The sequence below is a fragment of the Kribbella speibonae genome, assembly GCF_004331375.1.
Taxonomy (GTDB): domain Bacteria; phylum Actinomycetota; class Actinomycetes; order Propionibacteriales; family Kribbellaceae; genus Kribbella; species Kribbella sindirgiensis.
In genome coordinates, this window is record NZ_SJKC01000003.1 from 133210 (window position 1) to 158085 (window position 24876).

The 24876-nt window shown below is 69.1% G+C and carries 28 protein-coding genes; 12 read left to right on the forward strand and 16 right to left on the reverse strand.

Annotated elements, in window-relative coordinates:
- Positions 1–51: 51 nt before the first annotated feature.
- From E0H92_RS21910 to E0H92_RS21925, 4 genes are all read right to left on the reverse strand, one after another.
- Positions 52–252, reverse strand: a complete 201-nt coding sequence (locus tag E0H92_RS21910) for a cold-shock protein (protein ID WP_130382983.1) — start codon at positions 250–252, stop codon at positions 52–54.
- 27 nt (positions 253–279) lie between these two features.
- A complete protein-coding gene (locus tag E0H92_RS21915) occupies positions 280–1416 on the reverse strand; it encodes a Cmx/CmrA family chloramphenicol efflux MFS transporter (protein WP_131497583.1) in 1137 nt (378 codons plus the stop codon).
- A 152-nt stretch (positions 1417–1568) separates the two neighbouring features.
- Entirely contained in the window at positions 1569–1760 is a 192-nt protein-coding gene (locus tag E0H92_RS21920; protein WP_131497584.1) for a hypothetical protein, read from the reverse strand.
- Positions 1757–3055, reverse strand: a complete 1299-nt coding sequence (locus tag E0H92_RS21925) for a PspC domain-containing protein (protein WP_131497585.1) — start codon at positions 3053–3055, stop codon at positions 1757–1759. Before E0H92_RS21925 ends, E0H92_RS21920 begins: the two co-directional genes overlap by 4 nt.
- Before the next feature lie 182 nt (positions 3056–3237).
- Between E0H92_RS21925 and E0H92_RS21930 the strand changes: the two genes are divergently transcribed.
- Together E0H92_RS21930 and E0H92_RS21935 are read left to right on the forward strand one after the other, a co-directional pair.
- Entirely contained in the window at positions 3238–4740 is a 1503-nt protein-coding gene (locus E0H92_RS21930; RefSeq protein WP_131497586.1) for an ATP-binding protein, read from the forward strand.
- The gene (locus tag E0H92_RS21935) at positions 4737–5378 is read left to right on the forward strand and encodes a response regulator (protein WP_131286012.1); all 642 of its coding nucleotides are present in this window, start codon (positions 4737–4739) and stop codon (positions 5376–5378) included. The genes E0H92_RS21930 and E0H92_RS21935 overlap by 4 nt, the downstream gene beginning before the upstream one ends.
- A gap of 255 nt (positions 5379–5633) precedes the next feature.
- Here E0H92_RS21935 and E0H92_RS21945 read toward each other — a convergent pair whose 3' ends face one another.
- Positions 5634–6503: a helix-turn-helix transcriptional regulator gene (locus E0H92_RS21945; RefSeq protein WP_131497587.1), complete on the reverse strand. Its 870-nt coding sequence runs from the start codon at positions 6501–6503 to the stop codon at positions 5634–5636.
- 281 nt (positions 6504–6784) lie between these two features.
- Between E0H92_RS21945 and E0H92_RS21950 the strand changes: the two genes are divergently transcribed.
- From E0H92_RS21950 to E0H92_RS21965, 4 genes are all read left to right on the forward strand, one after another.
- Positions 6785–7654: an aldo/keto reductase gene (locus E0H92_RS21950; RefSeq protein ID WP_238173540.1), complete on the forward strand. Its 870-nt coding sequence runs from the start codon at positions 6785–6787 to the stop codon at positions 7652–7654.
- 165 nt (positions 7655–7819) lie between these two features.
- Positions 7820–8374 (forward strand): flavodoxin, encoded by a 555-nt coding sequence (locus E0H92_RS21955; RefSeq protein ID WP_238173541.1) that lies wholly within the window; start codon positions 7820–7822, stop codon positions 8372–8374.
- A gap of 33 nt (positions 8375–8407) precedes the next feature.
- Positions 8408–9238, forward strand: a complete 831-nt coding sequence (locus E0H92_RS21960; RefSeq protein ID WP_131497589.1) for an oxidoreductase — start codon at positions 8408–8410, stop codon at positions 9236–9238.
- A 13-nt stretch (positions 9239–9251) separates the two neighbouring features.
- On the forward strand, positions 9252–9572 hold the full coding sequence (locus E0H92_RS21965) for a carboxymuconolactone decarboxylase family protein (protein WP_131497590.1): 321 nt from the start codon (positions 9252–9254) through the stop codon (positions 9570–9572).
- 117 nt (positions 9573–9689) lie between these two features.
- On the opposite strand, the gene E0H92_RS21970 is transcribed toward E0H92_RS21965, so the two are convergent.
- The 3 genes from E0H92_RS21970 to rpsR form a co-directional block, all read right to left on the reverse strand.
- On the reverse strand, positions 9690–10256 hold the full coding sequence (locus E0H92_RS21970; RefSeq protein ID WP_131497591.1) for a GNAT family N-acetyltransferase: 567 nt from the start codon (positions 10254–10256) through the stop codon (positions 9690–9692).
- Between the two features lie 90 nt (positions 10257–10346).
- Positions 10347–10919, reverse strand: coding sequence for a GNAT family N-acetyltransferase (locus E0H92_RS21975; RefSeq protein ID WP_131460401.1), 573 nt, complete (start codon positions 10917–10919; stop codon positions 10347–10349).
- Between the two features lie 52 nt (positions 10920–10971).
- Positions 10972–11214 carry a 30S ribosomal protein S18 gene (rpsR, locus tag E0H92_RS21980; protein WP_130382967.1) on the reverse strand — a complete coding sequence of 81 codons (243 nt, stop codon included), beginning with the start codon at positions 11212–11214 and terminating at the stop codon, positions 10972–10974.
- 136 nt (positions 11215–11350) lie between these two features.
- Here rpsR and E0H92_RS21985 point away from each other — a divergent pair, with 136 nt between their 5' ends.
- Positions 11351–12679: a C1 family peptidase gene (locus E0H92_RS21985; protein ID WP_131460400.1), complete on the forward strand. Its 1329-nt coding sequence runs from the start codon at positions 11351–11353 to the stop codon at positions 12677–12679.
- Here the strand turns inward: E0H92_RS21985 and E0H92_RS21990 are convergent.
- A complete protein-coding gene (locus E0H92_RS21990; protein ID WP_131460399.1) occupies positions 12662–13387 on the reverse strand; it encodes an alpha/beta fold hydrolase in 726 nt (241 codons plus the stop codon). The two genes, E0H92_RS21985 and E0H92_RS21990, sit on opposite strands and share 18 nt — an antisense overlap.
- A 40-nt stretch (positions 13388–13427) precedes the next feature.
- The gene (locus E0H92_RS21995; protein WP_238152531.1) at positions 13428–14153 is read right to left on the reverse strand and encodes a PIG-L deacetylase family protein; all 726 of its coding nucleotides are present in this window, start codon (positions 14151–14153) and stop codon (positions 13428–13430) included.
- Between the two features lie 51 nt (positions 14154–14204).
- On the opposite strand from E0H92_RS21995, the gene E0H92_RS22000 reads away from it, so the two are divergent.
- Entirely contained in the window at positions 14205–15278 is a 1074-nt protein-coding gene (locus tag E0H92_RS22000) for a serine hydrolase domain-containing protein (RefSeq protein WP_131460398.1), read from the forward strand.
- Between the two features lie 82 nt (positions 15279–15360).
- Here E0H92_RS22000 and E0H92_RS22005 read toward each other — a convergent pair whose 3' ends face one another.
- Positions 15361–15969: a ClpP family protease gene (locus E0H92_RS22005; protein ID WP_131497592.1), complete on the reverse strand. Its 609-nt coding sequence runs from the start codon at positions 15967–15969 to the stop codon at positions 15361–15363.
- The gene (locus E0H92_RS22010; protein WP_131497593.1) at positions 15966–16562 is read right to left on the reverse strand and encodes a ClpP family protease; all 597 of its coding nucleotides are present in this window, start codon (positions 16560–16562) and stop codon (positions 15966–15968) included. Before E0H92_RS22010 ends, E0H92_RS22005 begins: the two co-directional genes overlap by 4 nt.
- 100 nt (positions 16563–16662) lie before the next feature.
- On the opposite strand from E0H92_RS22010, the gene E0H92_RS22015 reads away from it, so the two are divergent.
- Entirely contained in the window at positions 16663–17016 is a 354-nt protein-coding gene (locus tag E0H92_RS22015) for a hypothetical protein (protein WP_131460395.1), read from the forward strand.
- On the opposite strand, the gene E0H92_RS22020 is transcribed toward E0H92_RS22015, so the two are convergent.
- The gene (locus E0H92_RS22020) at positions 17004–17888 is read right to left on the reverse strand and encodes a serine aminopeptidase domain-containing protein (protein WP_131497594.1); all 885 of its coding nucleotides are present in this window, start codon (positions 17886–17888) and stop codon (positions 17004–17006) included. The genes E0H92_RS22015 and E0H92_RS22020 overlap by 13 nt on opposite strands.
- 82 nt (positions 17889–17970) lie before the next feature.
- Between E0H92_RS22020 and pcrA the strand changes: the two genes are divergently transcribed.
- From pcrA to E0H92_RS22035, 3 genes are all read left to right on the forward strand, one after another.
- On the forward strand, positions 17971–20289 hold the full coding sequence (pcrA, locus tag E0H92_RS22025; RefSeq protein WP_131497595.1) for a DNA helicase PcrA: 2319 nt from the start codon (positions 17971–17973) through the stop codon (positions 20287–20289).
- Positions 20290–20345: 56 nt separating this feature from the next.
- On the forward strand, positions 20346–21296 hold the full coding sequence (locus E0H92_RS22030) for a glycosyltransferase (RefSeq protein ID WP_131497596.1): 951 nt from the start codon (positions 20346–20348) through the stop codon (positions 21294–21296).
- A 94-nt stretch (positions 21297–21390) separates the two neighbouring features.
- Positions 21391–21951 carry a hypothetical protein gene (locus tag E0H92_RS22035; protein ID WP_131285999.1) on the forward strand — a complete coding sequence of 187 codons (561 nt, stop codon included), beginning with the start codon at positions 21391–21393 and terminating at the stop codon, positions 21949–21951.
- A gap of 1 nt (position 21952) precedes the next feature.
- Here E0H92_RS22035 and E0H92_RS22040 read toward each other — a convergent pair whose 3' ends face one another.
- The 3 genes from E0H92_RS22040 to E0H92_RS22050 are packed head-to-tail and all read right to left on the reverse strand — an operon-like array spanning position 21953 to position 24528.
- Positions 21953–23260 (reverse strand): lanthionine synthetase LanC family protein, encoded by a 1308-nt coding sequence (locus E0H92_RS22040; protein ID WP_202873765.1) that lies wholly within the window; start codon positions 23258–23260, stop codon positions 21953–21955.
- Positions 23224–23742, reverse strand: a complete 519-nt coding sequence (locus E0H92_RS22045; protein WP_131497597.1) for a DUF6886 family protein — start codon at positions 23740–23742, stop codon at positions 23224–23226. Before E0H92_RS22045 ends, E0H92_RS22040 begins: the two co-directional genes overlap by 37 nt.
- A gap of 24 nt (positions 23743–23766) precedes the next feature.
- Positions 23767–24528, reverse strand: a complete 762-nt coding sequence (locus tag E0H92_RS22050; protein WP_131460390.1) for a M23 family metallopeptidase — start codon at positions 24526–24528, stop codon at positions 23767–23769.
- Positions 24529–24876: the final 348 nt, after the last annotated feature.

The window sequence follows — 24876 nt, forward strand, 5'->3', positions numbered from 1 at the left end:
CCCTCACACGATGAGAGGTCAGGTTACCGGTTACCGACGGTGGGTGTCCGCTCAGACAGGCGTTACCGCGTCGGCCTCGCGGCCCTTGGGTCCGTCGACGATCTGGAACTCGACATGCTGGCCGTCCTCGAGGGTCTTGTACCCGTCGGAGACGATCTTGCTCCAGTGCACGAACACGTCGTCCTGCCCGTCGACGGCCAGAAAACCGTAGCCCTTGTCGGCGTTGAACCACTTCACGGTGCCGCGCACCATCGGAACTCCTAGACCACGGGACCCGCTTCACCCGGGCCCCTCGCGATCCACAATCTTAAGGGAGGCCACTCCCACGACGAGCGCGGTGCCCACGAGTGCCGCGCTGACCCACAGCGGGCCGCGGAAGGTTCCGGACCCGATCGCGAGCCCGCCGAGCAGCGGTCCGGCGGCGGCGCCGACGTTGAGGGCGGCGGTCGCGAGTCCGCCGGTCAGCACGGGAGACGCGTTCCCGGCGTACAGGGCGTACGCGATCAGCGTCGAGCCGACCGCGAAGGACAACGCGCCTTGTACGAGGACCAGCGCGACGGTCGGTACGACGTACGCCGTGGTCAGGGCGAACGCGCACCACCCGAGCAGCAAGATGCCACCGGCAACGAGTACGAGCCGGTCGTCGCGGCGGTCGGCGTACCGGCCGGCAACGGTGACCCCCGCGAACGAGCCGAGCCCGAAGAGCGCGAGCATGACCGGGACCCATCCCACTCCGAGCCCGGTGACCTCGGTGAGCACCGGTGAGAGGTAGGTGAACGAGCAGAACGTCGCGCCGTTCACGAGGGCGCCGAGGAGGAGCAGTACGGCGAGCAGCCGGGTCATCCCGAACCGTTGGGCAACTGTGGGCCCGGTCGCGCGGTTCGGGACCGAGCGCAGGATCCCGAGCAGCGCCGGGAGCGAGATGATCGCGACCGCCCAGAACGCGGACCGCCAGCCGAGGTACCGGCCGAGGACGGCACCCGCCGGTACGCCGACGATGCACGCGAGCGTCGTACCGCCGAGAAGGACGGACGTCGCACGGCCCCTCGCGTCTGGGACCAGGGCTGCGGCGGTGGCGAGTGCGATGGCCAGGAAGCCCGCGTTCGCGAGGGCCGCGAGGACCCGGGTGACCAGCAGGACCGTGAAATCGCTGGTCAGCGCGCCGACCACGTGGACCGCGAGGAACACGGTCAACGTCACGAGCAGCGTCCGGCGGCGCGGCCAGCGGGCGCCGAGGACCGCGACCGCCGGGGCGCCGACGATCATCCCGAGCGCGAACCCGGAGGTCAGCCAGCCGGTGGCCGGGATCGAGACGCCCAGGTCGTGGGCAATGTCCGGACCGAGCCCGGACAGCATGAATTCAGAGGTCGCCTGGGCGAAAACGGCCAGGCCAAGCAGGTACAGCACGAAAGGCATGGAAATGCTCCGCAACCATGAGAAGACGGGTATGAGTCGTCTCCGGCGGTTCCGGGCGAGTTACACGGAACGGCCGGTGGTTACGGTCTGTCCGCCTCCGGGCTGGTCACGCCGTGGAGCTTAGAGAACCGGCGTAGCCACCGTCCAACGAGTTAGGCGCGGCGTGATGCGGCCAGGCCCAGGAGGCCGGCGGCGACCAGCAGGAGGGCGCTGGTCACGCCGAGGTCGTCGGTCTGGAGTACGCCGTTGTCGGTCAGCATCCAGATCGTGGCGCCCCCGGCCAGCACCGTGCCGGCCACCACGCCGGGCACGTCCGGCCGGGTCTTCCGGGGCTGCTGGCTCATCCGCGCTCCACCTTGATACTGCCCAGCCTGAGGTCCAGGTCCAGGGTGACCTGCTGCGGGCCGGCCTTGCCGTCCGTGCCGAGGTCGTTGAGCTTCAGTTCGGCATTATGGCCGCCCCGGTGCTCGTTGAGGAAGGCAACGTCTCCCATCTCGGTCGACAGCGCGCCCTGCACGTCCACGTCCGGCGGCAGCTTGACCACGACCTCGCCGAGGCCGCCGTGCACCTCGACCTTGGCACCCGGGCCGAACTTCGCCTGGGTCAGGTCCAGGTGCACCGACCCGGCGTCGAACTGGTAGCTCGTCCCGGTCGCGGTGATCGTCTGGCTGGCCGGCGCGACGTAGTTGGTGTCGGCGAAGTTGCGCGGCACCCCGGCGAACACCGTACTGGCGATCGCGCCGAGGGCCAGCAGGATGCCGAGCGGCAGCAGCGCCAGCGTGCGGCCGACGAACCCGCCGAGCAGCATGCCGCCGCCGAGCGTCGCCAGGCCGATGACCAGCATGGTCGCCGTCGGAGCGCCCGCCAGCGCGGCGATACCGATCGCGAGACCGGTCAGGACGACGATGATCGACTTGATCCCGCGCATGCCCTTCGCGGGCGGTCCGGCGGGGGTGTTCGCGACCGGCGGGGCGCTGCCGGCCGGCTCGTCGACGTACAGGCCGAGGGGGTCGTCCTCGGTCCACACAGGCTGGACCGGTTCGACGGTGCGGTCCTGGGGTCGCTGTGTGGCCGAGGACGACGGACCCGCCGAGGGAGCCGACGGGCCGGTCTGAGGCGTGTACGCCGTGGTCTGCTGCGGACCGGCGTACGCCGAAGTGGTCGGGGGCACCGTGTCCTGCGGGCGCTGGCTCTGCCGGCTGCCCTTGCCGCTGCTCTTGCGCTGTTTCGCGATCAGCCAGATGACGCCGACCACGATCAGCGGGCCGGGGATGAAGCGGCCGAAGTTGAACGACGACATCATCGCGATCGCCAGGAACACGCAGGCGCCGATCACGACCGGCCAGAACCACGGGTGGTCGGTCCGGACCCGGTCGCCGAGCACGCCCTGCGCGGCGGAGCGGTCACTGCCCTCGTCGGGCATCAGGACCCAGGCGGCGATGTAGAAGATCACGCCCGGACCGCTGATGATCAGGACGGCCATCACCACGCGGACCAGCACCGGGTCGATGTTCAGCGCGCGGCCGATACCGCCGCAGACACCCGCGACCCAGCGGTCCGACCTGCTGCGCCGCCAGCTCTGGGGGTTCTGCAGGCGGTCGCGGTCGAACCCGGCGGGTCCACTCTGGTTCTGCTCCATGTCATCGATACTCACACCAACCGCGGCGCGGAACATCGGGGATGCACCCTGACGACCCCCGGAATCGGCCCGATTTCGGGGTTCTCCCCGAGCCGACCCTGAGACCGGCGCGCAGGCGCTGAGGAGGCGGCCGGGGACAAGCCTGCTGGTGTCGGGCCGGTCCACATGTGACGATCGTTGTGATGAGCCAGCCAGCAGCCGCGCCGCCGGGCGGGTCCTCCGCGAACGGAGCCCCACCCGAGCCGCCGCCTGGGCAGAACCAGGATCAGTGGCGCTTCAAGGGCTGGGGGCCGCAGGGCCCAGGGCAGTACCAAGGCCCGTACGCCGCCTACGCCGCGCGGATGGGCAACGCCGGTGCGGGGGCGGCTGCGGGACCGGGACAGCAGGTTCCCGGTCCGACCGCTCCGCGGGCGGCTTCCGACCCGCCGCGCCGGGCGTACCGCCGTACCGAAGGACGCGTCGTTGCCGGTGTGGCCGGCGGGATCGCGGACCACCTCGGCGTGTCGGACACCGTCGTACGGCTCGTGCTGATCGCGACCACGGTGTCCGGCGGATTCGGCGTACTGATCTATGCGGCGCTGTGGTTCCTGATGCCGCTCGCGCCGGAGACCGTGCCGGAAGCGCCCGGGCTGGCCGCGCATACGCGTAAAGGGCTGCGTACCGATGAGCCGGCGCCGCCGGTCGCCGAGGCGAAGCAGCGGAAGCGGGAGAAGAGCCGCGGACAGCTGCCGGCGCTGGTGGCCATCGGCATCGGTCTGGTCCTGCTGCTGCAGGTCGCCGGGCTGGGCATCGCCGGGAAGCTGTTCTGGCCGCTGGTGTTCGCCGCGACCGGTCTGGCGCTGATCTGGCGGCAGGCGGACGAGAGCCAGAAGGACAAGTGGGCGCGGGACGTCCGGGTCCCGATCATCGGCCTGGTGCTCGGCAAGGGCGGCTGGAAGTCGCTCATCCGGATCGCCGTCGGCCTGATCCTGCTCGGCACCGCGGTCACCTTGTTCCTGGTGCAGAACGGCCGGCTCTCGATGGTCGGCGACGTACTGATCGCGCTGCTGCTCGCCGTCGTCGGCATCGGTGTCATCGCCGGACCGTGGGTGCACCGGCTGACCCGCGACCTGAACTCCGAGCGCGCGGAACGGGTGCGTTCGCAGGAGCGCGCCGACATGGCTGCGCACCTGCACGACTCGGTACTGCAGACGCTCGCGCTGATCCAGAAACAGGCCGAGGACCCGAAAGCGGTGGCCCGGCTGGCGCGTTCACAGGAACGCGAGCTGCGGTCCTGGCTGTACGACGAGGAACACGACGCCGACCAGACGATCGCCGGGGCGGCCAAGCAGGCGGCCGCCGAGGTCGAGGACTCGCACGGCGTACCGATCGAGGTGGTCACGGTCGGCGACTGCGACCTGACCGAGCCGCTCGCGTCGATGGTCCGGGCCGCCCGGGAATCGATGGTGAACGCCGCCAAGCACTCCGGTGCGGCGAAGATCGACGTGTTCGTCGAGGTCGACGGCGACCGGGTGGAGATGTTCGTGCGCGACCGCGGCAAGGGGTTCGACGTGGACGAGGTCCCGGACGACCGGCTCGGCTTGCGGCACAGTGTGATGGGCAGAATGGAACGGCACGGCGGACGCGCGACGGTGCGGTCCGATCCCGAAACAGGCACCGAAGTGCGACTGGAGATGGACAGATGAGCAGCAGGCGCGTTGTCGTCATCGACGATCACGACATGTTCCGGGCCGGGGTCCGCAGCGAGATCGGCACCTCGGTCGACATCGTCGGCGAGGGAGCCGACGTCGACAGCGCGGTCAAGGCGATCGTCGGCGCCGAGCCGGACGTCGTACTGCTCGACGTCCACCTGCCGGGCGGCGGCGGCACCGAGGTGATGAAGCAGGTGCACCAGCGGCACCCGGACATCAAGTTCCTCGCGCTGTCGGTCTCCGACGCCGCCGAGGACGTGATCGGCGTGATCCGGGCCGGCGCGCGTGGGTACGTCACCAAGAACATCTCCGGGACCGAGCTCGTCGATGCGATCAACCGGGTCGCCGAGGGCGACGCGGTGTTCTCGCCGCGGCTGGCCGGGTTCGTGCTGGACGCGTTCTCGGGCGCCATCGACATCGCGTCGGTGGACGAGGACCTGGACCGGCTGTCGCAGCGGGAGCGTGAGGTTCTGCGCTTGATCGCGCGCGGCTACGCGTACAAGGAGGTGGCCCGCGAACTCTTCATCTCCGTGAAGACCGTCGAAACCCACGTCTCCTCGGTCCTCCGCAAACTCCAACTCTCCAACCGCCACGAACTAACCCGCTGGGCCACCGACCGCCGCCTGGTCTGACCAGCCCAACGCGGTGCTACGCGCGGTTCCGGCTGCCGTCGGGAGCTGCGGGCTGCCGCCCGCGACCAACCACCCTGCGGCTAGATGACAGCTTCGTCATCCATCAGCGGGCGACGTACCGGCAGAAGACACCGCGGCCGGCGTGGCGGGCGATCCCTGACGGTGCAGCTGGCGCGCTGTTCGGCGCACTGAGCAGCCATCGCGACCGGGCGCTGGTGTGGTGGCCACGGCAAGGCGCGCGCCGCGGCCGCTGACCTATTCGGCCGCGGTCTGCGGTGAGGGCTCGCCGGTGCGGCTTGCCCAACTGGACAGGAAGCGGAGCGCTTCCGCGGCGGGGCTGCCGGGTTCGGCGGTGTAGGTGATGACGACGAGGCCGTCGCCGGGTAGTTCCATGGCTTCGCCGGTGAGGTCGATGTCGCCGACCAGAGCGTTGTGCAGGCGTTTGGCGGCGGTCCGGTGGTGCTTGACGTTGTGACGTGCCCACCGGACGCGGAACTCGTCACTTCGGGTGGCGAGCGCACCGACAAGGTCGGTGAGGCTCTTGTCGTGCGGGTTTCGGCCGGCTTCGGCTCGCAGCGCTGCGACGGAGTCGTCGGCGACGGTTTCCCAGTCGAGGAAGAACGCCGGCGCGCGCTGGTCGAGGAACAGGAAGTTCGCGAGGTTCAGCGGCATGCGGTCGCGGTCCAGGATGTCGCCGTACAGGGCGATCGCGAGGTCGTTGGCGGCGAGGATGTCGGTGCGGGCGTTGCGTACGTAGGCCGGGGTGGTCAGCGATTCCAGGATGCGGTGGATGCCGGGGCGGACCTTGGAGACCGGGGCACGGCGCGAGCCGCGCACTGGGCCGGTGGCGGCCCGGGCCAGGTCGAACAGGTGGGATCGTTCGGCGTCATCGAGGCGCAGCGCTCGTGCGAGTGCGTCCAGGACCTGCTCGGAGACGCCGGACAGGTTGCCGCGCTCGAGGCGGGTGTAGTAGTCGGCGCTGACGCCTGCGAGCAGCGCGACTTCCTCGCGGCGGAGTCCCGCGACGCGGCGTTTGTCGCCGAATGTGGGCAGGCCGGCCTGGTCCGGCGTGACGTTGGCTCGCCGGCTGGTGAGGAACTCCTTCACGTCGTCTTTGTTGCTCACGGTCACCACGGTACGGGTGGGCGCGTCACGGCTGGGAGGGTCTGGTGGTACCTGGTACAGCGGGGACTCTCACTCGGACCGGCGATGGCTGTTCGCTGGAGGCATGACAAGTCATGCCGGTGCGGTGCCGGCCACCGTGGTGTCGTTCGATCGCCGCCAGCCCGCCACGGTCGGCGGGGCGATGCTCTGCGCACCGGCTTGATCGTCACCGTCGCCGTCCTGGGCGTCACCGCCGCGCTCAGCCTGACACTGCACAAACCCCGCAACTCAACTCTCGAAAGGTGAACACAGTCATGCAGACCGTCACGTTGAACAACGGCGTTACGATGCCGATCCTCGGCTTCGGCGTCTTCCAGATCCCCGACGACCAGACCCAGGCCGCCGTGGAAGCCGCCCTCGAGGCCGGCTACCGCCACCTCGACACCGCCGCCTCGTACGGCAACGAAGAGGCCGTCGGCGCCGCGATCGCCGCCAGCGCCATCCCGCGCGACGAACTGTTCGTCACCACGAAGCTGTGGATCCAGCACGCGCCGACCGGCAGCGTGGAGGACGACACGTTGCGTGCCTTCGACGCCTCGCTGCGCCGACTCGGCCTGGACCACCTCGACTTGTACCTGATCCACCAGCCGCTCGGCGACTACTACAGCGAATGGCGAGCCATGCAGAAGCTGTACGCCGAGGGCCGGGCCCGGGCGATCGGGGTCTCCAACTTCCACCCCGACCGGCTCGTCGACCTCATCGAGCACAACGAGATCCCGCCGGCGGTCAACCAGATCGAGACCCACCCCTTTCACCAGCGCGTCGCCGATCAGGAACTCATGACCGAACGCGGGGTCCAGATCGAGTCCTGGGGACCGTTCGCCGAAGGCCGCAACAACCTGTTCACCGACCCCGTCCTCACCGCGATCGGCAACGACCACGGCAAGTCGGTCGCCCAGGTCGTGCTCCGCTGGCTCGTCCAGCGCGGCGTCGTTGTCATCCCCAAGTCGGTCCGCCCGGACCGCATGGCCCAGAACCTCGACATCTTCGACTTCGCCCTCACCGACGACCAGTTGAAGCAGATCGCCACCCTCGACACCGGCGACAGCCTGTTCTTCGACCACCGCGACCCCGCCATGGTCAGTGCCCTCGGCGGCCGCAGGATCGACTAAGGCCCGATGCATACACACCGAAGTGCTGGCTTCCTCGGCCTTCCGCGCCGGCAGTTGCTCCGCCTAGCCCTGGCCGGCACGGCCGCAGCAGCACTCGGCGCCTGTAGCCAAGGACCCCAACCCGCAGCGGAAAGCCCCAGCACCGACGAAGGAGGATCACCCACGGTGCAACCGCCGACCGCTCCCACCAGAAGCACTCCAGCCAGAGTGCTGGTCGCCTACTTCTCCCGCCCGGGCGAGAACTACAACAACGGCGGCCGCATCTGGCTGAAGGTCGGCAACACCGAAGTCGTCGCGACCATGATCGCCGACCTCGTCCCGTGCGACGTCTACCGGATCGAGGCCGCCGAGCCCTACTCGGACAACTACGACGACACCGTCGCCCGCAACGTCCGCGAGCAGAACGCCGACGCCCGCCCGGCCATCGCCAACCCGCTCCCGTCCATCGACCAGTACGACGTAGTGCTACTGGGCAGCCCGATCTGGAACGTCCGGGCGCCGATGATCATGTCGACCTTCACCGACAAGCTCGACTTCACCGGCAAGACCGTGCATCCCTTCACCACCTGTGCCATGAGCGGCCTCGGCACGACCGAACGCGATTACGCCCGAACGTGCGCCGGCGCCACCATCGCCGAAGGCCTCGCCGTCCGCGGCGAACAAGCCCAACAGGCCCGGCCCCAGGTCACCGACTGGCTCGAGCGCATCGGACTGCGCTGACACCCAACCGAGCAGATCCCGAGAGGAAGCTCCATGACCACCTGGCTCATCACAGGCTGTTCCACCGGCCTCGGCCGCGCCTTCGCCGAGGCGGTACTCGACCGCGGGCACAACGCCGTGGTCACCGCCCGCGACGTCGCCAAGGTGCAGGACCTGGCCGACAAATATCCAGACACTGCACTCGCGCTCCCGCTCGACGTCACGAACGACGAACAGGTCACCGCAGCGGTCGGCGCCGCCGAGAACCGCTTCGGCGCCGTCGACGTCCTCGTCAACAACGCCGGCTACGGCTACCGCGCTGCCGTCGAAGAGGGCGAAGACGATGCCGTGCACCAACTCTTCGACACCCACGTGTTCGGCACGGTGCGAACCATCAAGGCGGTCCTGCCCGGGATGCGCACCCGCCGCTCCGGCACGATCGTGAACCTCTCGTCCATCGGTGCGCGAATCTGCCCCGAGGGCTCGGGCTACTACTCGGCCGTCAAGGCCGCGATCGAGGCGCTGACCCTGTCGTTGCGCAAGGAGGTCGCGCCGCTCGGCATCACTGCCATGGTCGTCGAACCCGGCGGTTTCCGCACCGACTTCGCCGGCCGCTCGCTGACCCAGGCCGCCGTGCCGATCGCCGACTACGCCGACACCGCCGGCAAACGCCGCAAGGAACACGACACCTACCACGGCACCCAGCCCGGCGACCCTGCCAAAGCCGCCACCGCCTTGATCCACGCCGTCGAATCCGACGCCCCGCCGTACATGCTTCTGCTCGGGAACGACACCTCCGACGGATTCCGCGCCGCTCTCGACGCGCTCCGCACCGAGGTCGACGCCTGGGAGTCCCTCAGCCGTAGCACCGACTTCGACAACTGAACGAGGAGCGATCATGCCTGAACCCAGCCCAGCCCAACGAGCCATCGGCGACTTCGCACCCAAACTCGTCCAGCTCACCGACGACGTCCTGTTCGGCGACGTCTGGGAACGCACCGACCTGTCGCCGCGTGACCGCAGCCTCATCACGGTCGCCAGCCTGCTCACCTCGAGCAGCTTCGAACAGCTCCCCAACCACCTGCGCCGCGCCCGGCAAAACGGCCTCACCGAAACCGAACTCAAAGAGGCAATCATCCACCTCGCGTTCTACGCCGGCTGGCCCAGAGCGATGTCCGCCATACAGGTCGCCAAAACCGTGTTCGCCGAAGACCACTGATCTGGGTCCTTCGTCGTTGACAAGTTCAGTGAAGGCGCGATCTGCTCGTGGTGGGGTGAGGCGGACCCCTGGGAGCTGCTCAGAACCCACCCGACCTGCAGGCCGGCCGTCTGAGGCTCAGCGGGATGTTGCGGGTTCGGGGGTCCAGTCGCGGCGGAGGAGGCCGTAGATCCAGGAGTCGGAGATGTCGCCGTTGACTATGCAGTCTTCGCGGAGGGTGCCTTCGCGGATGAAGCCGAGTTTTTCGAGGACGCGGGCGGAGGGGAGGTTGCGGGTGTCGGCTTCCGCTTGGACGCGGTTCAGGTCCAGGGTGTTGAAGGCCCATCCGAGTACGGCGCGGGCGGCCTCCGTCGCGTAGCCGTGGCCCCAGGCCGACTCGTTGAAGCAGTAGCCGAGTGAGGCGCTCCGGAAGTCCGGATTCCATTGGCTCAAGCTGCACCAGCCGAGGAACACCCCGTCGGAGGCACGGTCGATGGCCACGCGAGCGCCCGTACCCTCCTCCGCCATCGTCCGGCACACCGCGACGAACCGCTCGGCGCGGCCGCGTTCAGTCCACGGCGGCGAGTCCCAGTACCGCAGCACAAACGCGTTGCTGTGCAGCGCGAACAACGCATCCGCATCCGCGTCGTCGAACGGACGCAGCCGCAGGCGATCGGTGGACAACGTCGGCGTAGGCAGCGGCACAGGGATCTCGTTTCGTCCGGACTCGGTCGCCGACCAACCAAGCACCTGACGCCGCCCCTCCACAAACGAGTTTTCAGCCCGACCCCGGCTTCAGCGCACCTCGCGCACCATGACGCAGTTGCCCAGGCCCTTGGGCCGGTCGTACGTGAAACCCTCGCGCTCGTACATCGTGCGGGTGCCGTTGTAGAGGAACGACGAGTTCTTCTTCCGGACCCCGCCGGTGTCGTGCGGGTAGCCCTCGACCACACCGCCGCCGGCCTGCGCGATCAGCTCCACAGCTCCGCGCAAGGCGATCGCCGCCAGACCCTGACCGCGATAGCTGCGCTCGACCAGGATGCAGGTGACCCGGTAGTCGGGCAGTCGCTCGGCAGTGGCGACGTACTCCTTGCGGTGCTGGATGTTAGGCAGTTCCTCGGGTGATCCGTACTCCGCCCACGCGACGGCCCGGTCGCCGTCGTAGACCAGTGCCGCGTGCGCGATCCCCTCGGCCACCAGACGTTGCTTGAGCGCCCGGTTCCCCTCGGCGCTCTGGGCCTTCTCCGCGCAGTCGGGATGGAAATGCGTACACCAGCAGCTGGCGAACATGCCCTTGTTCCGCTCGACGAGCGCCGCGAAGTCGTCGAACGTCTCCGGGGTGAGCGCTCTGATTGTGACGTCGGCCATACCGCCAACGTACCCCCGATTCCGGACGTTCTACGTCCGCTGACTCTGCCCTTTACCGGCCCGAGGAAGTGTACGGGAGGAGGGCCATTTCTCGGGCGTTCTTGATGGCTCGGGCTACCTGTTTCTGTTGCTGGACCGAGAGGCCGGTGACTCGGCGGGAGCGGATCTTGCCGCGGTCGGAGATGAACTTTCGGAGCAGGGCGGTGTCCTTGTAGTCGATGAAGGTGATGCCGTCGCGGTCCAGTGGGTTCTGCTTCGGCTTGCGCTTGCCGGTGGGGACCGGGCGTCGGGCCATGACGGCCTCCTTTGTTGAATGTCGTTTTCAACTAGCGTAGCGCAACGTCTCATCGGTGGCGCGTTTTGGCCAGGGCATGGATTCGCCACTCCGTTCCTTCGGTGCGGGCTTGGTGGCTGATATACCGTCGACTCTTATGGAGCGGAATCTCACAGCCGATCAGCTCGCGCTCTTCGAGAAGGAGTTCGCGTCGAACCCGCAGTACCGGGTGATGCAGAACGCCGTCACGCAGACGCCGGTCAACAGCATCGCCCTGGATCGCCAGGTCGTCACGTCGATGGACCATTCGGTGTCCAATCTGCTGGACGACTGGAAGGTCACCAATCAGAAGAAGAGCGGTCGGTGCTGGCTGTTCGCCGGGCTGAACCTGCTGCGCGCCGGCGCGGCCGACAAGCTCGGGGTCAAGGACTTCGAGTTCTCCCAGAACTACCTGCTGTTCTGGGACAAGTTCGAGCGTTCGAACTTCTTCCTCGAGGCGATCATCGAGACCTCCGAGCGGGACGCCGACGACCGGACGGTCGCGCACCTGCTGTCGGACCCGATCGGTGACGGCGGCCAGTGGAACATGTTCGTCGCGCTGGTCCGCAAGCACGGCCTGGTGCCGAAGTCGGCGATGCCGGAGACCGAGAGCTCGTCCGCGACCGCGCAGCTGAACGACGCCCTCCGCAAGCTGCTGCGCCAGGGCGCGCGCGACCTGCGGGCGCTCGACACCGACGACGCGCGCCGCGACCGTAAGCGGGAGATCCTGACCACCGTGCACCGGGTGCTGAGCATCCACCTCGGTACGCCGCCGCAGAAGTTCCTGTGGCAGTGGAAGGACAGCGACAAGGGCTTCCACCGCGACGGCTGGACCACGCCGACGGAGTTCGCGGCGGCGTACGTGCAGCTGCCGGTCGACGAGTACGTCTGTCTCGTGCACGACCCGCGGGAGACCAGCCCGGTCGGCCGGACCTTCACCGTCGACTTCCTCGGCAACGTCATCGATGCGCCGCCGGTGGTGTACCTGAACGTCGAGATCGACCTGATCAAGCAGCTCACCCAGGACGCGATCGTCGGCGGCGAGCCGGTCTGGTTCGGCTGCGACGTCGGCAAGCAGATGAACTCCGACCTCGGGTTCTGGGACGCCAAGCTGTACGACTACGGCGCGGTGTACGACACCGAGTTCACGCTGGACAAGGCCGAGCGGCTGGTGCACCACGAGACGCTGATGACGCACGCGATGCTGTTCACCGGCGTCGACGTGGTGGACGGTAAGCCGCGCCGCTGGCGGGTCGAGAACAGCTGGGGCGACGAGAAGGCCGACAGCGGCTTCTGGACCATGAACGACTCGTGGTTCGGCGAGCACGTCTTTGAGGTCGCCGTACGCCGCTCCGCCCTCCCGGCCGACCTGCAGTCCCGCCTGGACGAGGCCCCGATCGTCCTCCCCGCCTGGGACCCGATGGGCGCGCTAGCCGATCAGGCCTAGTGCTTCAGCAGGCCTCTCGAGGGTCGGCAAATGGCCGGCCCACGGGAGGTGGGTGTGTTCCGAGTTCGGCAGGCGGTCGGCTAGGTAGGTGGCGCTGTCGGTGAAGAACATGAAGTCGTGGGCGCCGGTGATCAGGCGGACCGGGGCGGTGATCTTCTCGGGTTCGACGGGCCACTCCTCGTTGTCCACGTCGCCGGCGGCGAGCTGTACGTCGTACGCGTGCCGCTGCATCACGCGGAGCAGTTCGCGGGCCTCGTCGTCCGCGTCCGGGCCGATCCAGCGCCGTACGGTGAGGTCGGTGGCGCCGTCGACGTCGCCGGCTTCGAGCAGTTCGTTCTCCTCGGCCCACAGCGCCCGCAGTTCGTCGTCCGGCTGCACGTTGTCCGTCGGCGCGCAGAGCAGCACCAGCCGCGAGAACAGCTCGGGCCGCCGGCTCGCCACCTGCTGTACGACGTATCCGCCGTACGACGCTCCGACGGCGATCACGTCCCGCGCGCCGACCTCTTCCAGGAGCGCGAGCACATCACCCGCGTCGGAGTACTTGGGTTCGAGCGGCGTCTCGCCGTACCCGCGGAGGTCCAGCGTGATCACCCGATGGGTCGACCGCAGCTCCTCCACCTGCCGGGCCCACATCCGGCGGTCTGCCACGCCCGCGTGGACCAGCAGGAGATCCGGGCCGTCCCCGGTCACGTCATGAGAAATCGTCATGGCTGCACCTTCTAGGTCGGATCGCAAGCAAGCAAACGGATTAGAGACGGACGACCGTGAAGGCTTCCGCGTAGTGGTTGGCCGGGTAGCCCGCCGCCGTGGCGACGGCGGCGAAGTTGCGGCGGATGCCGGTGCGGAGGCCGTCCGGGTCGCGGTGCTGGCTGGTGTGTGACATCAGCGCCGCCAGCTTCTGGTCGAAGGTGTCGGTGATGTCGACGTAGTGGTTCGCGACCGGGTGGTCCATCATCCACAGCTCGCCGACCTCCCACGCCTCCTCGGTCAGGTCCGGGTACGCGTACGGGTTCCCGGCGGCGGGGTAGAACGCGCGCACCGTCGCCTCGGCGGCGGCCATGTGGTCGGGGTGCGAGACCTGCAGCCGGTGCCATGAACGCTCGGGCGACTGCGTGAGCAGCCGCTGCGGCCGCACCTTGCGGATCACCTGGCTGATGTCGCGGACCAGCTCCGCGGTCGGCTCGACGGACCCGTCCTGGTACCCGAGGAAGTGCAGGTCGCGGACCCCGACGTGCTGCGCGGCGGCGGTCTGCTCGGCCCGGCGTACGGCGGGAATCTCGGCGCGATCCCGATCCGGCTCGAAACCGCCGGCCTGCCCGTCCGTGACGATGCAGTACTGGACCTCGATCCCGGCCTTGGTCCACAGCGCGACCGTGCCGGCGCCGCCGAAGTCGATGTCGTCCGGGTGCGCGACGACCACCAGGATCCGCTCGATCTCGGCGTCCGGTCGCGGATCAGCCTCAGGCACACTCACAGCCAGACCCTAACCGCCCGCCGGGTTTGCCCGGGCAGGCACAGTGGACTCATGGAGTTCGGCGGGGTCTGCGACCCCCAGGACGCCGGCTTCGACCCCGACCGTCTCGCGGAGGCGATCGGACTGGTCGAGGCGCGTGGTGGGGTCGCGCAGTTGTGCGTCGTCCGGGACGGCCGGACGGTGGTCGACCGCTCCTTCGGGTGTTCACCGAACGCGTTGTTCTGGCTCTTCTCCGCAAGCAAACCGTACGTCGCGATCGTGGTCCATCAACTCGTCGAGTCCGGTCGCCTGCATCTCGACGACGCGGTCGCGGCGTACTGGCCGGAGTTCGCGGACCACGGCAAACGCGAGATCACGGTCCGCGAGGTCCTGCGGCACCGGACCGGCGTCCCGAACGCGGGCTCGTACGTCGGCGAGGTCCGTGCGATGACCGACTGGGACCGCGCGATCCGCCGGATCGCGGAGGCCAAGCCGCGCTGGCCGATCGGCACCGTCGGGTACAGCCCGCTGGCGTTCGGGTTCATCCTCGGCGAGGTCGTACGGCGCTGCAGCGGGACACCGATCGACGAGCTGGTACGACGTTCCGTCCTGGAACCGCTCGGGGTCGCGGACACGTACCTCGGTCTGCCCGCCGAGCTCTGGGACCGGCATGTGCCGATCCGCGCGTCGGGTCCGCTCGGGCCGTTCATCCAGTCCGTCGTGAACCGCCGCAGTACGCGCGAGGCCGTCGTACCCGCTGCCGGGATCTCGGCGACCGCCCGCGACCTGGCCGCGCTGTACCAGGCGTTGCTGGAGGGTCGACTGCTGCGGCCGGAGACGCTCGCGATCGCGCTCGAGCCGACCAGCGAGGGTGAATACGACCCGGTGGCGCGGGCGCCGGTCCGGTGGTCTCAGGGCTTCCAGCTCGGCGGACCGCGGTGGATGGAAGGAGCCGTGTCGTCCTTGGGCTCACTGAGCAGCCCGCGGACGTTCGGCCACAACGGAAGCAACTGCTGCATCGGGTGGGCCGACCCGGATCGGCGGATCGCTTACGCGTACCTGACCAACCGGGTCGGCCGCCCGCAGCCGGACCTCCTCCACCACGCAGCCGTCGCCGACAAGGTCCTCGCAGCTGCCGACCTTTGATGGGTTGACGTCCAAGATGCAGGGTTCGCGCCCAGGATCCCGTGCGCGAACCCTGCATCTCGGACGCCCACCCACCGGAGGTTTACGTCAGCACGGGCGCCGGGGTCCGCGCGCTGATCACCAGGTCGACGATGCCGTAGTCCTTGGCGCCTTCCGCGGTCAGCACGTGGTCGCGGTCGGTGTCGAGCCGCAACCGCTCGATGGACTGGCCGGTGTGCCGCGCCAGGACCTCCTCGACCTGGTTCCGGACCCGTACCACCTCGTCCGCCTGCAGGATCAGGTCCGGGATCGTGCCCTGGCTACGGCCCGCAGGCTGGTGCAGTACGACGCGCGCGTGCGGGAGGAGCGCCCGGCGCCCCGCCGTACCGGCCGCGAGCAGTACCGCGCCGGCGGAGATCGCCTGCCCGACGCCGTACGTCGCGACCGGCGACTGGATGTACTGCATGGTGTCGTAGATCGCGAGCATCGCGGACATGTCGCCGCCGTCGCAGTTGATGTAGAGGTTGATCTCTGCCTCGGGATTGTCCGTCTCCAGGTGCAGCAGCTGCGCGATGATCGCGTTCGCGACCCCGGAGTCGATGCCCGTCCCGAGGTAGATGACGCGCTCGGTCAGCAGATGCGAGTAGACGTCCATGATCCGCTCGCCGCGCGGGTGCTGGGCGATCACGTTCGGGATCGTGTAGCTGCTCATGCTGCGGCCGCCTTCCTGGGCATGACCTGGTCGAAGGACTCGACGATTTGGTCGATGAAGCCGTACTCGCGGGCCTGGTCGGCGGTGTACCAATGGTCGTGCCGCGAGTCCTCGTGCACGACGTCGAACGGCTGCCCGGTGTCCTCGGCGATCAGCCCGAGCACGGTGTCGCGGATGTGCCGCAGGTCGTTGGCCTGGATCTCGATCTCGACGGCGGACCCGCCGATCCCGGCCGAGCCCTGGTGCATCAGGACGCGGGCGTGCCGCAACGCGTAGCGCTTGCCCGGCGTACCGGCCGACAGCAGGAACTGCCCCGCACTGCAGGCCAGCCCGATCGCCAGCGTCGAGACGTCGCACGGCACCAGCCGCATCACGTCCCGGATCGCGAGCATCGACGGCACCGAACCGCCGGGCGAGTGGATCCACAACGCGATGTCGGTGTCCGGGTCCTCGGCCGCCAGCGACATGATCTGGCTGGCCAGCAGGGTCCCGTTGTCGTCGTCGAGAACCCCGTCCAGGACGACGATCCGCTGCCCGAGCAACCGCTGCCGCGCGGTCTCGTTGAACATCGGCGGTTTCATGTCTTCTGCCATGTCATCCACAGTGACGCGGCGAACGGTGCCGTCCCAGCTTTTCTGCTGACGGCAAGTCTGCCCACAGCGAAGCCGTTCCTGTGGCAATCTCCTGCGGGTGATGTTGACTGACGAACTGTCAGAGCAGGAGCGGGCGCTGCTGGAGCTGACGGCCACACCGGCCGCGACGCTGCTCGGGGCGGTGTCGATGATTCTTCGTACGACGTTGTTCAGCGAGGACCCGGCCGCCTGGGTGGACATGTGGGCGGCCCGCCCCGACCTCGCCCGCCTCGAGTGGATGGACGGCCCCGAGCTCGCGGACGTCGTCGCGCACCTGGCGGCGAAGGACTACGAGGGCACGATCGAAGGCGTCCCCGGCCTGCGCGTCACGTCGTACGACGACCACAACGCGAAGCTGCACTGGCTCGGAAGCAGCACGCCGGTCGTCCTGCACCTCACCCGTCAGCTGTCCTGAAGCACTGCTGACAACCGATCCGCGAAGTCGGACGGGAAGGCGTGCCCGAGCCCCGGCAGCCGCTCGATCGTGAACCCGGTCAGCTGATCCGCCGCGCCGTCGACGACCTCCAGCAGATCGTCGCCGGTCCCGATCCAGATCGTTGCCGGTGACAACTTCTCGGCCGTCGCGTCCGGGAGTTCACGCAACGCGGGGGCGACCGCGAGCACGCCGGCGACCGCCGCCGGCCGGCCGCGGAGCGCCCAGTCGATCGCGACCCGTCCACCCGCCGAGAACCCGGCCGCGATCAACGGCAGGTGTTCGACCTCGGCAGGCAGTTGCGCGAGGGCGCGGGCGATGTCCGCGAGCGCGTGCTCGGGATCCGGCCAGGTGCGGTACATCGGCGACATCCGCCGCGACGACTGCACACAAACCAAGGCGTACCCGAGCTCCAGCACCCCGCTCCAGTCCCGCCGAGCATGCCCCGCTCGCTGTCCCGCCCCATGAAGCGCCACAACAACCCCGACCGGCTGCCCGTCCGGCAGCGTGACGAGAGGTGGGACCGGGTCGTCGGCCACCCTGGCTTCTGACACCTTGATCAGTTCGTGGAACGCGGGACGGTCCTGCAAAGCCTCCAGGTCGTCGTCCACCAGGATCTCGGGCGCCCACCACGCACCCGCCGTACTCGCGTCCAGCAGAACCTGCATCGCCCCGTCGGAGTCACCGTCCGCGCCGAGCACGCAGGCCCGCACGTGGGCGAGTTCGCCGGCCCACGCCTCCAGGCCGGCGCTCTCCGCGGCCAGCAGGTCCGCGGCGGCGCGGTAGTGGTGGTCGTTGTACAGAACCTCGACCCGGTCCACCAGGTCGTCGTAGCGCAGCTCGGAGGCGTCCATGGGGCTGATCCTCGCAGTCCCGGACGCGCGCTTCGAACCCGTTTTCGGAAAGTGTCCGGGGGAGCGCCTAAGGTGTTGGGTGATGACTACGCTGTTTTCGCCTGATGAGCTCCCGGTGCCGCTGGAGGAGTCGAAGACATCTCGGGCCGACCCGGATGCGCTGCTCGAGGGACTGAACCCGCAGCAGCGCGCCGCGGTCGTGCACGCCGGGAAACCGCTGCTGGTGGTCGCCGGTGCGGGCTCGGGGAAGACGCGGGTGCTGACCCGCCGGATCGCCTACCTGCTGGCGGCCCGCGACGCGCACCCCGGCTCGATCCTGGCGATCACGTTCACCAACAAGGCCGCCGCGGAGATGCGCGAGCGGGTGGTGGATCTGGTCGGCCCGCGGGCGAAGCTGATGTGGGTCTCGACGTTCCACTCGTCCTGTGTGCGGATCCTCCGCCGCGACATCAAGCGGTTCGGGATCAACTCGACGTTCTCGATCTACGACGACACCGATTCGCGGCGGCTGATGACGCTGGTCTGCCGCGAGCTCGACCTGGACGTCAAGCGGTACAACCCGCGCGCCGTGCTGAACTGGATCAGCACCCAGAAGAACGAGCTGATCGACCACGAGACCTCCGCCGCGAAGGCGGAGAACCATCTCGAGCAGACGTACGCCGAGTGCTACCGGATCTACCAGGAGCGACTCGCCCAGGCGAACGCCCTCGACTTCGACGACCTGCTGATGACCACGGTCAACCTGCTGCAGGCCTTCCCCGAGGTCCGTGAGTACTACCGGCGCCGTTTCCGCCACGTGCTCGTCGACGAGTACCAGGACACGAACCACGCGCAGTACACGTTGATCCGCGAGCTCTGCGGTGAGGACGACCCGAATTACAACGGCCCGACCGCACCGGCCGCCGAGCTGATGGTGGTGGGCGACTCCGACCAGTCGATCTACGCGTTCCGCGGGGCGACGATCCGCAACATCCTCGCGTTCGAGGAGGACTTCGCCGGCGCCGAGACGATTCTGCTGGAGCAGAACTACCGCTCCACCCAGACCATCCTGACCGCGGCCAACGCGGTGATCAGCCGGAACGAGGGCCGCAAGGCGAAGAACCTCTGGTCCGACCAGGGCCAGGGCGAGCAGATCGCGGTGTACGTCGCGGACAACGAGCACGACGAGGCGCAGTTCGTCGCGGACGAGATCGACCGGCTGACCGACGCCGACGGGGTGAAGCCGTCGGATGTCGCGGTGTTCTACCGGACCAACGCGCAGTCCCGGGTGTTCGAGGAGGTCTTCATCCGGACCGGCCATCCGTACAAGGTGGTCGGCGGCGTCCGGTTCTACGAACGCAAGGAGGTCCGCGACGCGCTCGCGTACCTGCGCGTCCTGGTGAACCCCGAGGACACCGTCTCGCTGCGCCGGATCATGAACGAGCCGAAGCGCGGGATCGGCGACCGGGCCGAGGCCGCGATCGAGGCACTCGCCCAGCGGGACCGGATCTCGTTCGCGCAGGCGATGCGCCGTGCCGAGGATGCCCCGGCGATGGCGTCACGTTCGGTGAACGCGGTCCAGGCGTTCGTCGACATCCTCGACGAGCTGACCGCGATGGTGGACTCGGGCGCGCCGCCGGACGACATCCTCGACGTCGCCCTGCACCGTTCCAACTACTACGAGACGCTGCAGAAGTCTCCGGATCCGCGGGACGAGACCCGCCTGGAGAACCTGGACGAGTTCATCTCGGTGGCGCGGGAGTTCGTCGAGGAGCGGACCGCCGCCGGCGAGGCCGCGGACCTGCAGGCGTTCCTGGAGCGGGTCGCGCTGGTCGCCGACGCCGACCAGATCCCGGACACGGCCGACGACGGCGGCGTGGTCACGCTGATGACGTTGCACACCGCGAAGGGCCTGGAGTTCCCGGTCGTGTTCCTGACCGGTATGGAGGACGGCGTCTTCCCGCACTCCCGGTCGCTGACCGACCTGAAGGAGCTCGAGGAAGAGCGCCGGCTCGCGTACGTCGGGATCACGCGGGCGCGGCAGCGGCTGGCGATCTCGCGCGCCGCGGTGCGTTCGGCGTACGGCGCTCCGCAGCACAACCCGCCGTCGCGCTTCCTGGAAGAGATCCCGGCCGAGCTGCTCGACTGGCGCCGCGACGAGTCCGCGATCACGCGCTGGTCCGGCACCGGCACGACCCGCGGCAGCGGGATCCCCAGCCGGTACGAGCCGGCCCGCCGGACCGCGTCCGACAAGCCCGTCATCAGCCTGAACCCGGGCGACCGGGTGGTCCACGACAGCTTCGGGATGGGCACCGTCGTCGTGGTCCGCGGCGAGGGCCAGCAGGCGCAGGCCGACATCGACTTCGGCTCGGAAGGCGTCAAGCGGCTCCTGCTGCGGTATGCACCTGTGGAAAAGATCTGAGCCCGCGAGTCGTCTACGCCGTCAAGGAGCCTGATTCTCCCGGCGGTGGGATTCGTGTGCAGGCGCGTCATGTCGAGTTGTTGCGTGCGGCGGGGATCGACGCCGCGCTGTGGTTCCGTACGCCGGGCTACCGGCTGCCGTGGTTCGAGACGACCGCGCCGATCCTCGGGAACGATCAGCTCGAGCTGGGCGCCGACGACCTGCTCGTCGTACCGGAGCTGTACCTGCTGCCGGGCGTGGATCCCGCGCCCGGTGTACGGAAAGTGATCTTCAACCAGAACCACTTCCTGACCTTCTGGTCATGGCGCGACACCGCCGGGTATCCGGGCTGGGACCCGGCGCCGGAGGTCTGGGCCGTGTCGCAGGAGAGCCACGATGTGCTCGGCCGCCTGCACCCGGATCTCCCGGTGCGCCTGGTGCCCAACCCGATCGACACCGACCTGTTCCGGCCCGGGACCCGTTCACGGCAGATCGCCTGGATGCCGCGGCGTCGCCCGCTCGAGGCCGCGGTACTCGAACGCCTGCTGCGGAACGATCCACGAGCCGACGGGATCCACCTCGCCGTACTCGCGGAGCTCACCGAGAGCCAAGTGGTGGAGGCGCTCGGCCGGACCTCCGTGTTCATCGCACTGGGCATCTCCGAGGGATTCGGCCTGCCGGTCGCGGAGGCGCTGGCCGCCGGTTGCCTGGTCGTCGGGTACCCGGCCGGTGGCGGCGAGGAACTGTTCGAGGCGCCCGGCACGTGGCGGATCGACGACGCGCGGCCGCACCTGCTCGCGGATCGGGCCCTGGAGCTGGTCGACGTACCCGCCGACGACCCCGTCCGTGCCGCGGCGCGGGACTGGATCACGGAGCGTTACTCCGCCGAGGTGACCGCCAAGGCCCTGCTCAGCGCGGTCGAGGCGGCGCGGAAACTGCCGGGTCGCGCCGGCGTCGCCACCCACCCGATCGTGTGGCCCGACGACCCGATCGCTGCCGCGGAACGCGCCCATCCGTGGCGACCGTGAGCAGATAGACGTGAAGCTTTCGGACGTTTGCGTTGCATCTGACCCGGAGATTGAGACAATCAAGGATCTTCGGCCCCTCCCGGAAGCGCCCCTCATGTCCAAGTCGTCGGCCAGTAACCGCCGGATCATCCTGGCGGGAGCGAATCCTGGCCTCCGGCTGTTCGACGAGCACGGCAAGGTGACGGCGTACGCGTCGATCTGGATGGTCGACTGGTCGATCCGCGGTTCGGGTACGGCGGTCGTGCTGTGGTTCGACGGGATCGTCCGGGTGGTCTCCGAGGACGTCGATCTCGCCTCCTGGCTGGAGCAGTACTTCGTCCGCTCGTTCCTCGAGGTCCAGGGCCTGCCGTGGCACGAGCCGGCCGTCGAACGGGACCTGGTCCAGGTCTCGATGAACCTGGCCGACGGTTTGAGCGCCAAGGCCGCGGACATCCAGATCGAGATGAGCGGCGTCCTGGACCGGCGGTTGTTCGCGACCGACAACTTTCAGCTTGCCGACGGCAACCACAGTCTGAGCCTGGTGATCGCCCCGGTCCGGTCCGCGACGGTCTCGATCGGCGGCGCCTCGGTGCCCGGTTTCGTCCAGGTCGACGGCTCACCGGACAAGCCGGGCTCGTCCGCGTTCCTCACCACCGCCGAGGTCTGGCAGCGCTGACTCAGAACCAGTTCTCCATCCGCTCGACGGCGCGCTGGTCGCCGGCCAGCACCCGCTGGAGCCTGAGCAGGTACGCCGCGATCCCGGCCGCGCCCTGCATCCAGCCGACTCCCGGCGGCAGCATCGGATCCTCGTTGCGGTACTCGACGAACCGCCAGTACCCGTCGGGGTAGGCGTGGTCGACCAGCGTGTCACCCATCCGTACGGCGAACTCCAGGTCCGGCTCGTGACCGTCGCGGCGCCACGCGTCGAGGAACGCGTCGCCGACTCCCGCCGTACCGCAGCAGCGGCCGTCGTTGTCCCAGAAACCCGGATGCAGCCGCTCGGGGATGCCGGAGTACCGAACGCCGTCCAAACACCGGCGACGCCACGTCTGCGGCGTCTCACCGGCGATCTCCGGTACGTCGGCGTACTCGAGCGCACTGAACGTCGCCAAGGTCCCCGCGCCGCCGTGGCACCAGTTGTACGTGTACTCGTCGCCGTGCCGCTCCGTCCACGGAATCACCCGCGGCACCCGGAAACCCTTGTCGTCGTTGATCCCGAGCGTCACCAGGTGCTCGGCCCCGCGCCGCGCGACGTCGACGAGCTCAGGTCGCCCGAGTTCCACGCCGGCCACGGCGAGCATCGCCGCGATCCCCGCGAGACCGTGCGTGAAGTTCGGCATGTCGGTCGGCTCGTCGTCGGTGCGGAACCGGCGGGACACGAACTGCCAGTTGACCCCGGTCGGCAGCTCCTCCTGCTCGCCGAGCAACAGATCCGCGGACCGATGAGCGAGCGCGACGCCGTCCTCGCCCTGACGCGTGGCCCACAGGGCACCCATCAGCAGCGCGCCAGTGCCCAACGTGGCGTCGTTGGCGACCGCGCCCGGTCGGTACTGGTCACCGTCGAGAAAGCTCTCATGCCAGCCGTTGTCGGTCGCCAGCTCGAGCGCCCGGGCGAGCGCGCTCCCGGCGCCGGGCTGGTCGAGCGCGGTGAACACGCCGATCGAGCTGACCAGCCCGTCGAAGAACGTGCTGCACGTGGTCGTCGGGATCGCCGCGCGGAGCCGATCCGCGATCCCGACGGCCAGCGACTGCTCGGCGGCCGTCCACTCTCGCGTCAGCCGGATCTCGGCAAGGACATGCGCCAGCCCACCGATCCCGCTGTGCATCCCGTCGGGGTACTTGTCCGGGGTGTCGCCGTCACCGACCTCGGGGATCCACGGGCCGTCGTCGTCCCACCGGACCTGGCCCATGACCCATCCCCAGGCCGCTTCGCCGATCTCGCCGTACGTCATGGCTTGGCGTTCCGGAGCCGGATACCGCTCCACTCGAGGGTGCTCGCGGTGGCCGCGGCCCAGAAGTCGTGCAGCCGCCGCATGACGCGCAACTGGATCCCAGCCTCCTCGTGCAGCGCGAACAGGTCGCCGACCCGTTCCGGCGTACCGAGGGGTCGTACGTCGGTGGTCGCGACGACGGCGGCGTCGTGCTCGACGAAGGCGTCGGCGGGGAGACGGTACGCGTACAGCTCGACGGAGCGCATCGCATCCAGCCAGCCGTACTCGACGGCGTGGACGCGGGACCCGGAGCCGGCGCCGATGATCCGGTCGCGGTCCTGAGAAGTGGTGTTCGGTCCGACCCAGGCCATCGCTCGCGGGCATTGGCGGGGGAACCAGTAGTCCGGCGCACGCTCGTGGCCGACGGCCCAGACGTACGGCGTGACCTTGTCGCTGGTCTTGGCGACGTGGGGCCGGAAGATCTCGATCGTCGGATCTTCGGAGAAGTGCAGAACCTCACCAGCTGCCGGACGCATGTCCGCAGCTTAGTCAGGCGAGTGTCAGGGGTTCAGACCGCAGTGGTTGCGCAGCCACGGCATCGGGTTGATCGCTTCGCCGCCGTCCGGGTGGACCTCGAAGTGCAGGTGCGGCCCGGTGGTGTTACCCGTCATGCCGATCGCGCCGACCTGGTCACCGGCGTACACGGTCTCGCCGACCTCGACGCTGAACTTCGACATGTGGTTGTACCAGGTGACGGTGCCGTCCTCGTGCCGGACCTGGACCTGACGGCCGTACGGGCCGGCCCAGTCGGCGAAGATCACGACGCCCTTCATCACGGCGCCGATCCGGGTGCCCATCGGGGCCGCGAAGTCGGTGCCGGTGTGGTTGCGGGCCCAGCGGCTGCCGCCCTGCCCGAAGGTCGCGGTGATGTGGTAGCCGGAGACCATCATCTCGCAGCGGGTGGCGGACTCGCGGGCCTTCTGCTCGGCGGCCTCGGCCTTCGCCTTCGCGGTGGCCAGGGCGCTCGCGCGCTTCGCGGTCAGGGCCTGGGTGGCGTTCAGCTTCGCGGCGCGGGCCTGGGCGAGCTTGGCGGCCGCGGACTGCTTCTTGGTGGTCGTCGTGTCGGCCAGCTGAACCCGGGAGGAGTCACGGGTGGCGAGCTGGCGCGCCTGGATGCGTGCCGTGGTGATACCGGAGAGCTGCTGCCCACTGTCCAGGCTGAGCGCGGCGAGGTTCACCGCGGAGTTCGCCTGGGTCGGTGACGCCAGCGAGCTGTGGCTGAAGCCGACAGCTCCGGCGGCCGCGGCGAGCGCAGCGGTCAAACCGACGATCTGGGAGCTGGTGGGGGTATTACGCCTGGCGACGCGATGCTTGGCACTGTGACGTCCTGCGCCGGGTTTGCGCGCAGCGTTGCCGGGCGTGACGCGGTCTCCCGCGGCACGGTGCTGGGACACAACGTGGCCTTTCGGTCACAGGGGAGGGGCTAAGGGGAAAGCGAGGGGGAAGCTCTCTCCTCCTCCTGAGGGGTTTATTCCCCGGGAGGACTCACAGACCATAACGGAAGGGTCACAGGGTGACAAACCCCGCCACCCACTTTTCCGCGGCTCCTTCACGAAACCTTTGCATGAGCCGCTGCACGTGCATCCGCCTGAATCGCCCAGAAAGCTTCC

Excerpts from the sequence above, each read along its gene's own strand:
- E0H92_RS21935 (WP_131286012.1), top strand. The coding sequence starts at position 4,737 with ATGAGCAGCAGGCGCGTTGTCGTCATCGACGATCACGACATGTTCCGG.
- E0H92_RS21985 (WP_131460400.1), top strand. The coding sequence starts at position 11,351 with ATGGAGCGGAATCTCACAGCCGATCAGCTCGCGCTCTTCGAGAAGGAG.
- E0H92_RS21925 (WP_131497585.1), bottom strand. The coding sequence starts at position 3,055 with ATGGAGCAGAACCAGAGTGGACCCGCCGGGTTCGACCGCGACCGCCTG.
- E0H92_RS21930 (WP_131497586.1), top strand. The coding sequence starts at position 3,238 with ATGAGCCAGCCAGCAGCCGCGCCGCCGGGCGGGTCCTCCGCGAACGGA.
- E0H92_RS21990 (WP_131460399.1), bottom strand. The coding sequence starts at position 13,387 with ATGACGATTTCTCATGACGTGACCGGGGACGGCCCGGATCTCCTGCTG.
- E0H92_RS22035 (WP_131285999.1), top strand. The coding sequence starts at position 21,391 with ATGTCCAAGTCGTCGGCCAGTAACCGCCGGATCATCCTGGCGGGAGCG.
- rpsR (WP_130382967.1), bottom strand. The coding sequence starts at position 11,214 with ATGGCCCGACGCCCGGTCCCCACCGGCAAGCGCAAGCCGAAGCAGAAC.
- E0H92_RS21920 (WP_131497584.1), bottom strand. The coding sequence starts at position 1,760 with ATGAGCCAGCAGCCCCGGAAGACCCGGCCGGACGTGCCCGGCGTGGTG.
- E0H92_RS22005 (WP_131497592.1), bottom strand. The coding sequence starts at position 15,969 with ATGAGCAGCTACACGATCCCGAACGTGATCGCCCAGCACCCGCGCGGC.
- E0H92_RS21960 (WP_131497589.1), top strand. The coding sequence starts at position 8,408 with ATGACCACCTGGCTCATCACAGGCTGTTCCACCGGCCTCGGCCGCGCC.
- E0H92_RS22000 (WP_131460398.1), top strand. The coding sequence starts at position 14,205 with ATGGAGTTCGGCGGGGTCTGCGACCCCCAGGACGCCGGCTTCGACCCC.
- E0H92_RS22010 (WP_131497593.1), bottom strand. The coding sequence starts at position 16,562 with ATGGCAGAAGACATGAAACCGCCGATGTTCAACGAGACCGCGCGGCAG.
- E0H92_RS22015 (WP_131460395.1), top strand. The coding sequence starts at position 16,663 with ATGTTGACTGACGAACTGTCAGAGCAGGAGCGGGCGCTGCTGGAGCTG.
- E0H92_RS22020 (WP_131497594.1), bottom strand. The coding sequence starts at position 17,888 with ATGGACGCCTCCGAGCTGCGCTACGACGACCTGGTGGACCGGGTCGAG.
- E0H92_RS22045 (WP_131497597.1), bottom strand. The coding sequence starts at position 23,742 with ATGCGTCCGGCAGCTGGTGAGGTTCTGCACTTCTCCGAAGATCCGACG.
- E0H92_RS21915 (WP_131497583.1), bottom strand. The coding sequence starts at position 1,416 with ATGCCTTTCGTGCTGTACCTGCTTGGCCTGGCCGTTTTCGCCCAGGCG.
- E0H92_RS21975 (WP_131460401.1), bottom strand. The coding sequence starts at position 10,919 with ATGGCCGACGTCACAATCAGAGCGCTCACCCCGGAGACGTTCGACGAC.
- E0H92_RS21965 (WP_131497590.1), top strand. The coding sequence starts at position 9,252 with ATGCCTGAACCCAGCCCAGCCCAACGAGCCATCGGCGACTTCGCACCC.
- E0H92_RS21910 (WP_130382983.1), bottom strand. The coding sequence starts at position 252 with ATGGTGCGCGGCACCGTGAAGTGGTTCAACGCCGACAAGGGCTACGGT.
- pcrA (WP_131497595.1), top strand. The coding sequence starts at position 17,971 with ATGACTACGCTGTTTTCGCCTGATGAGCTCCCGGTGCCGCTGGAGGAG.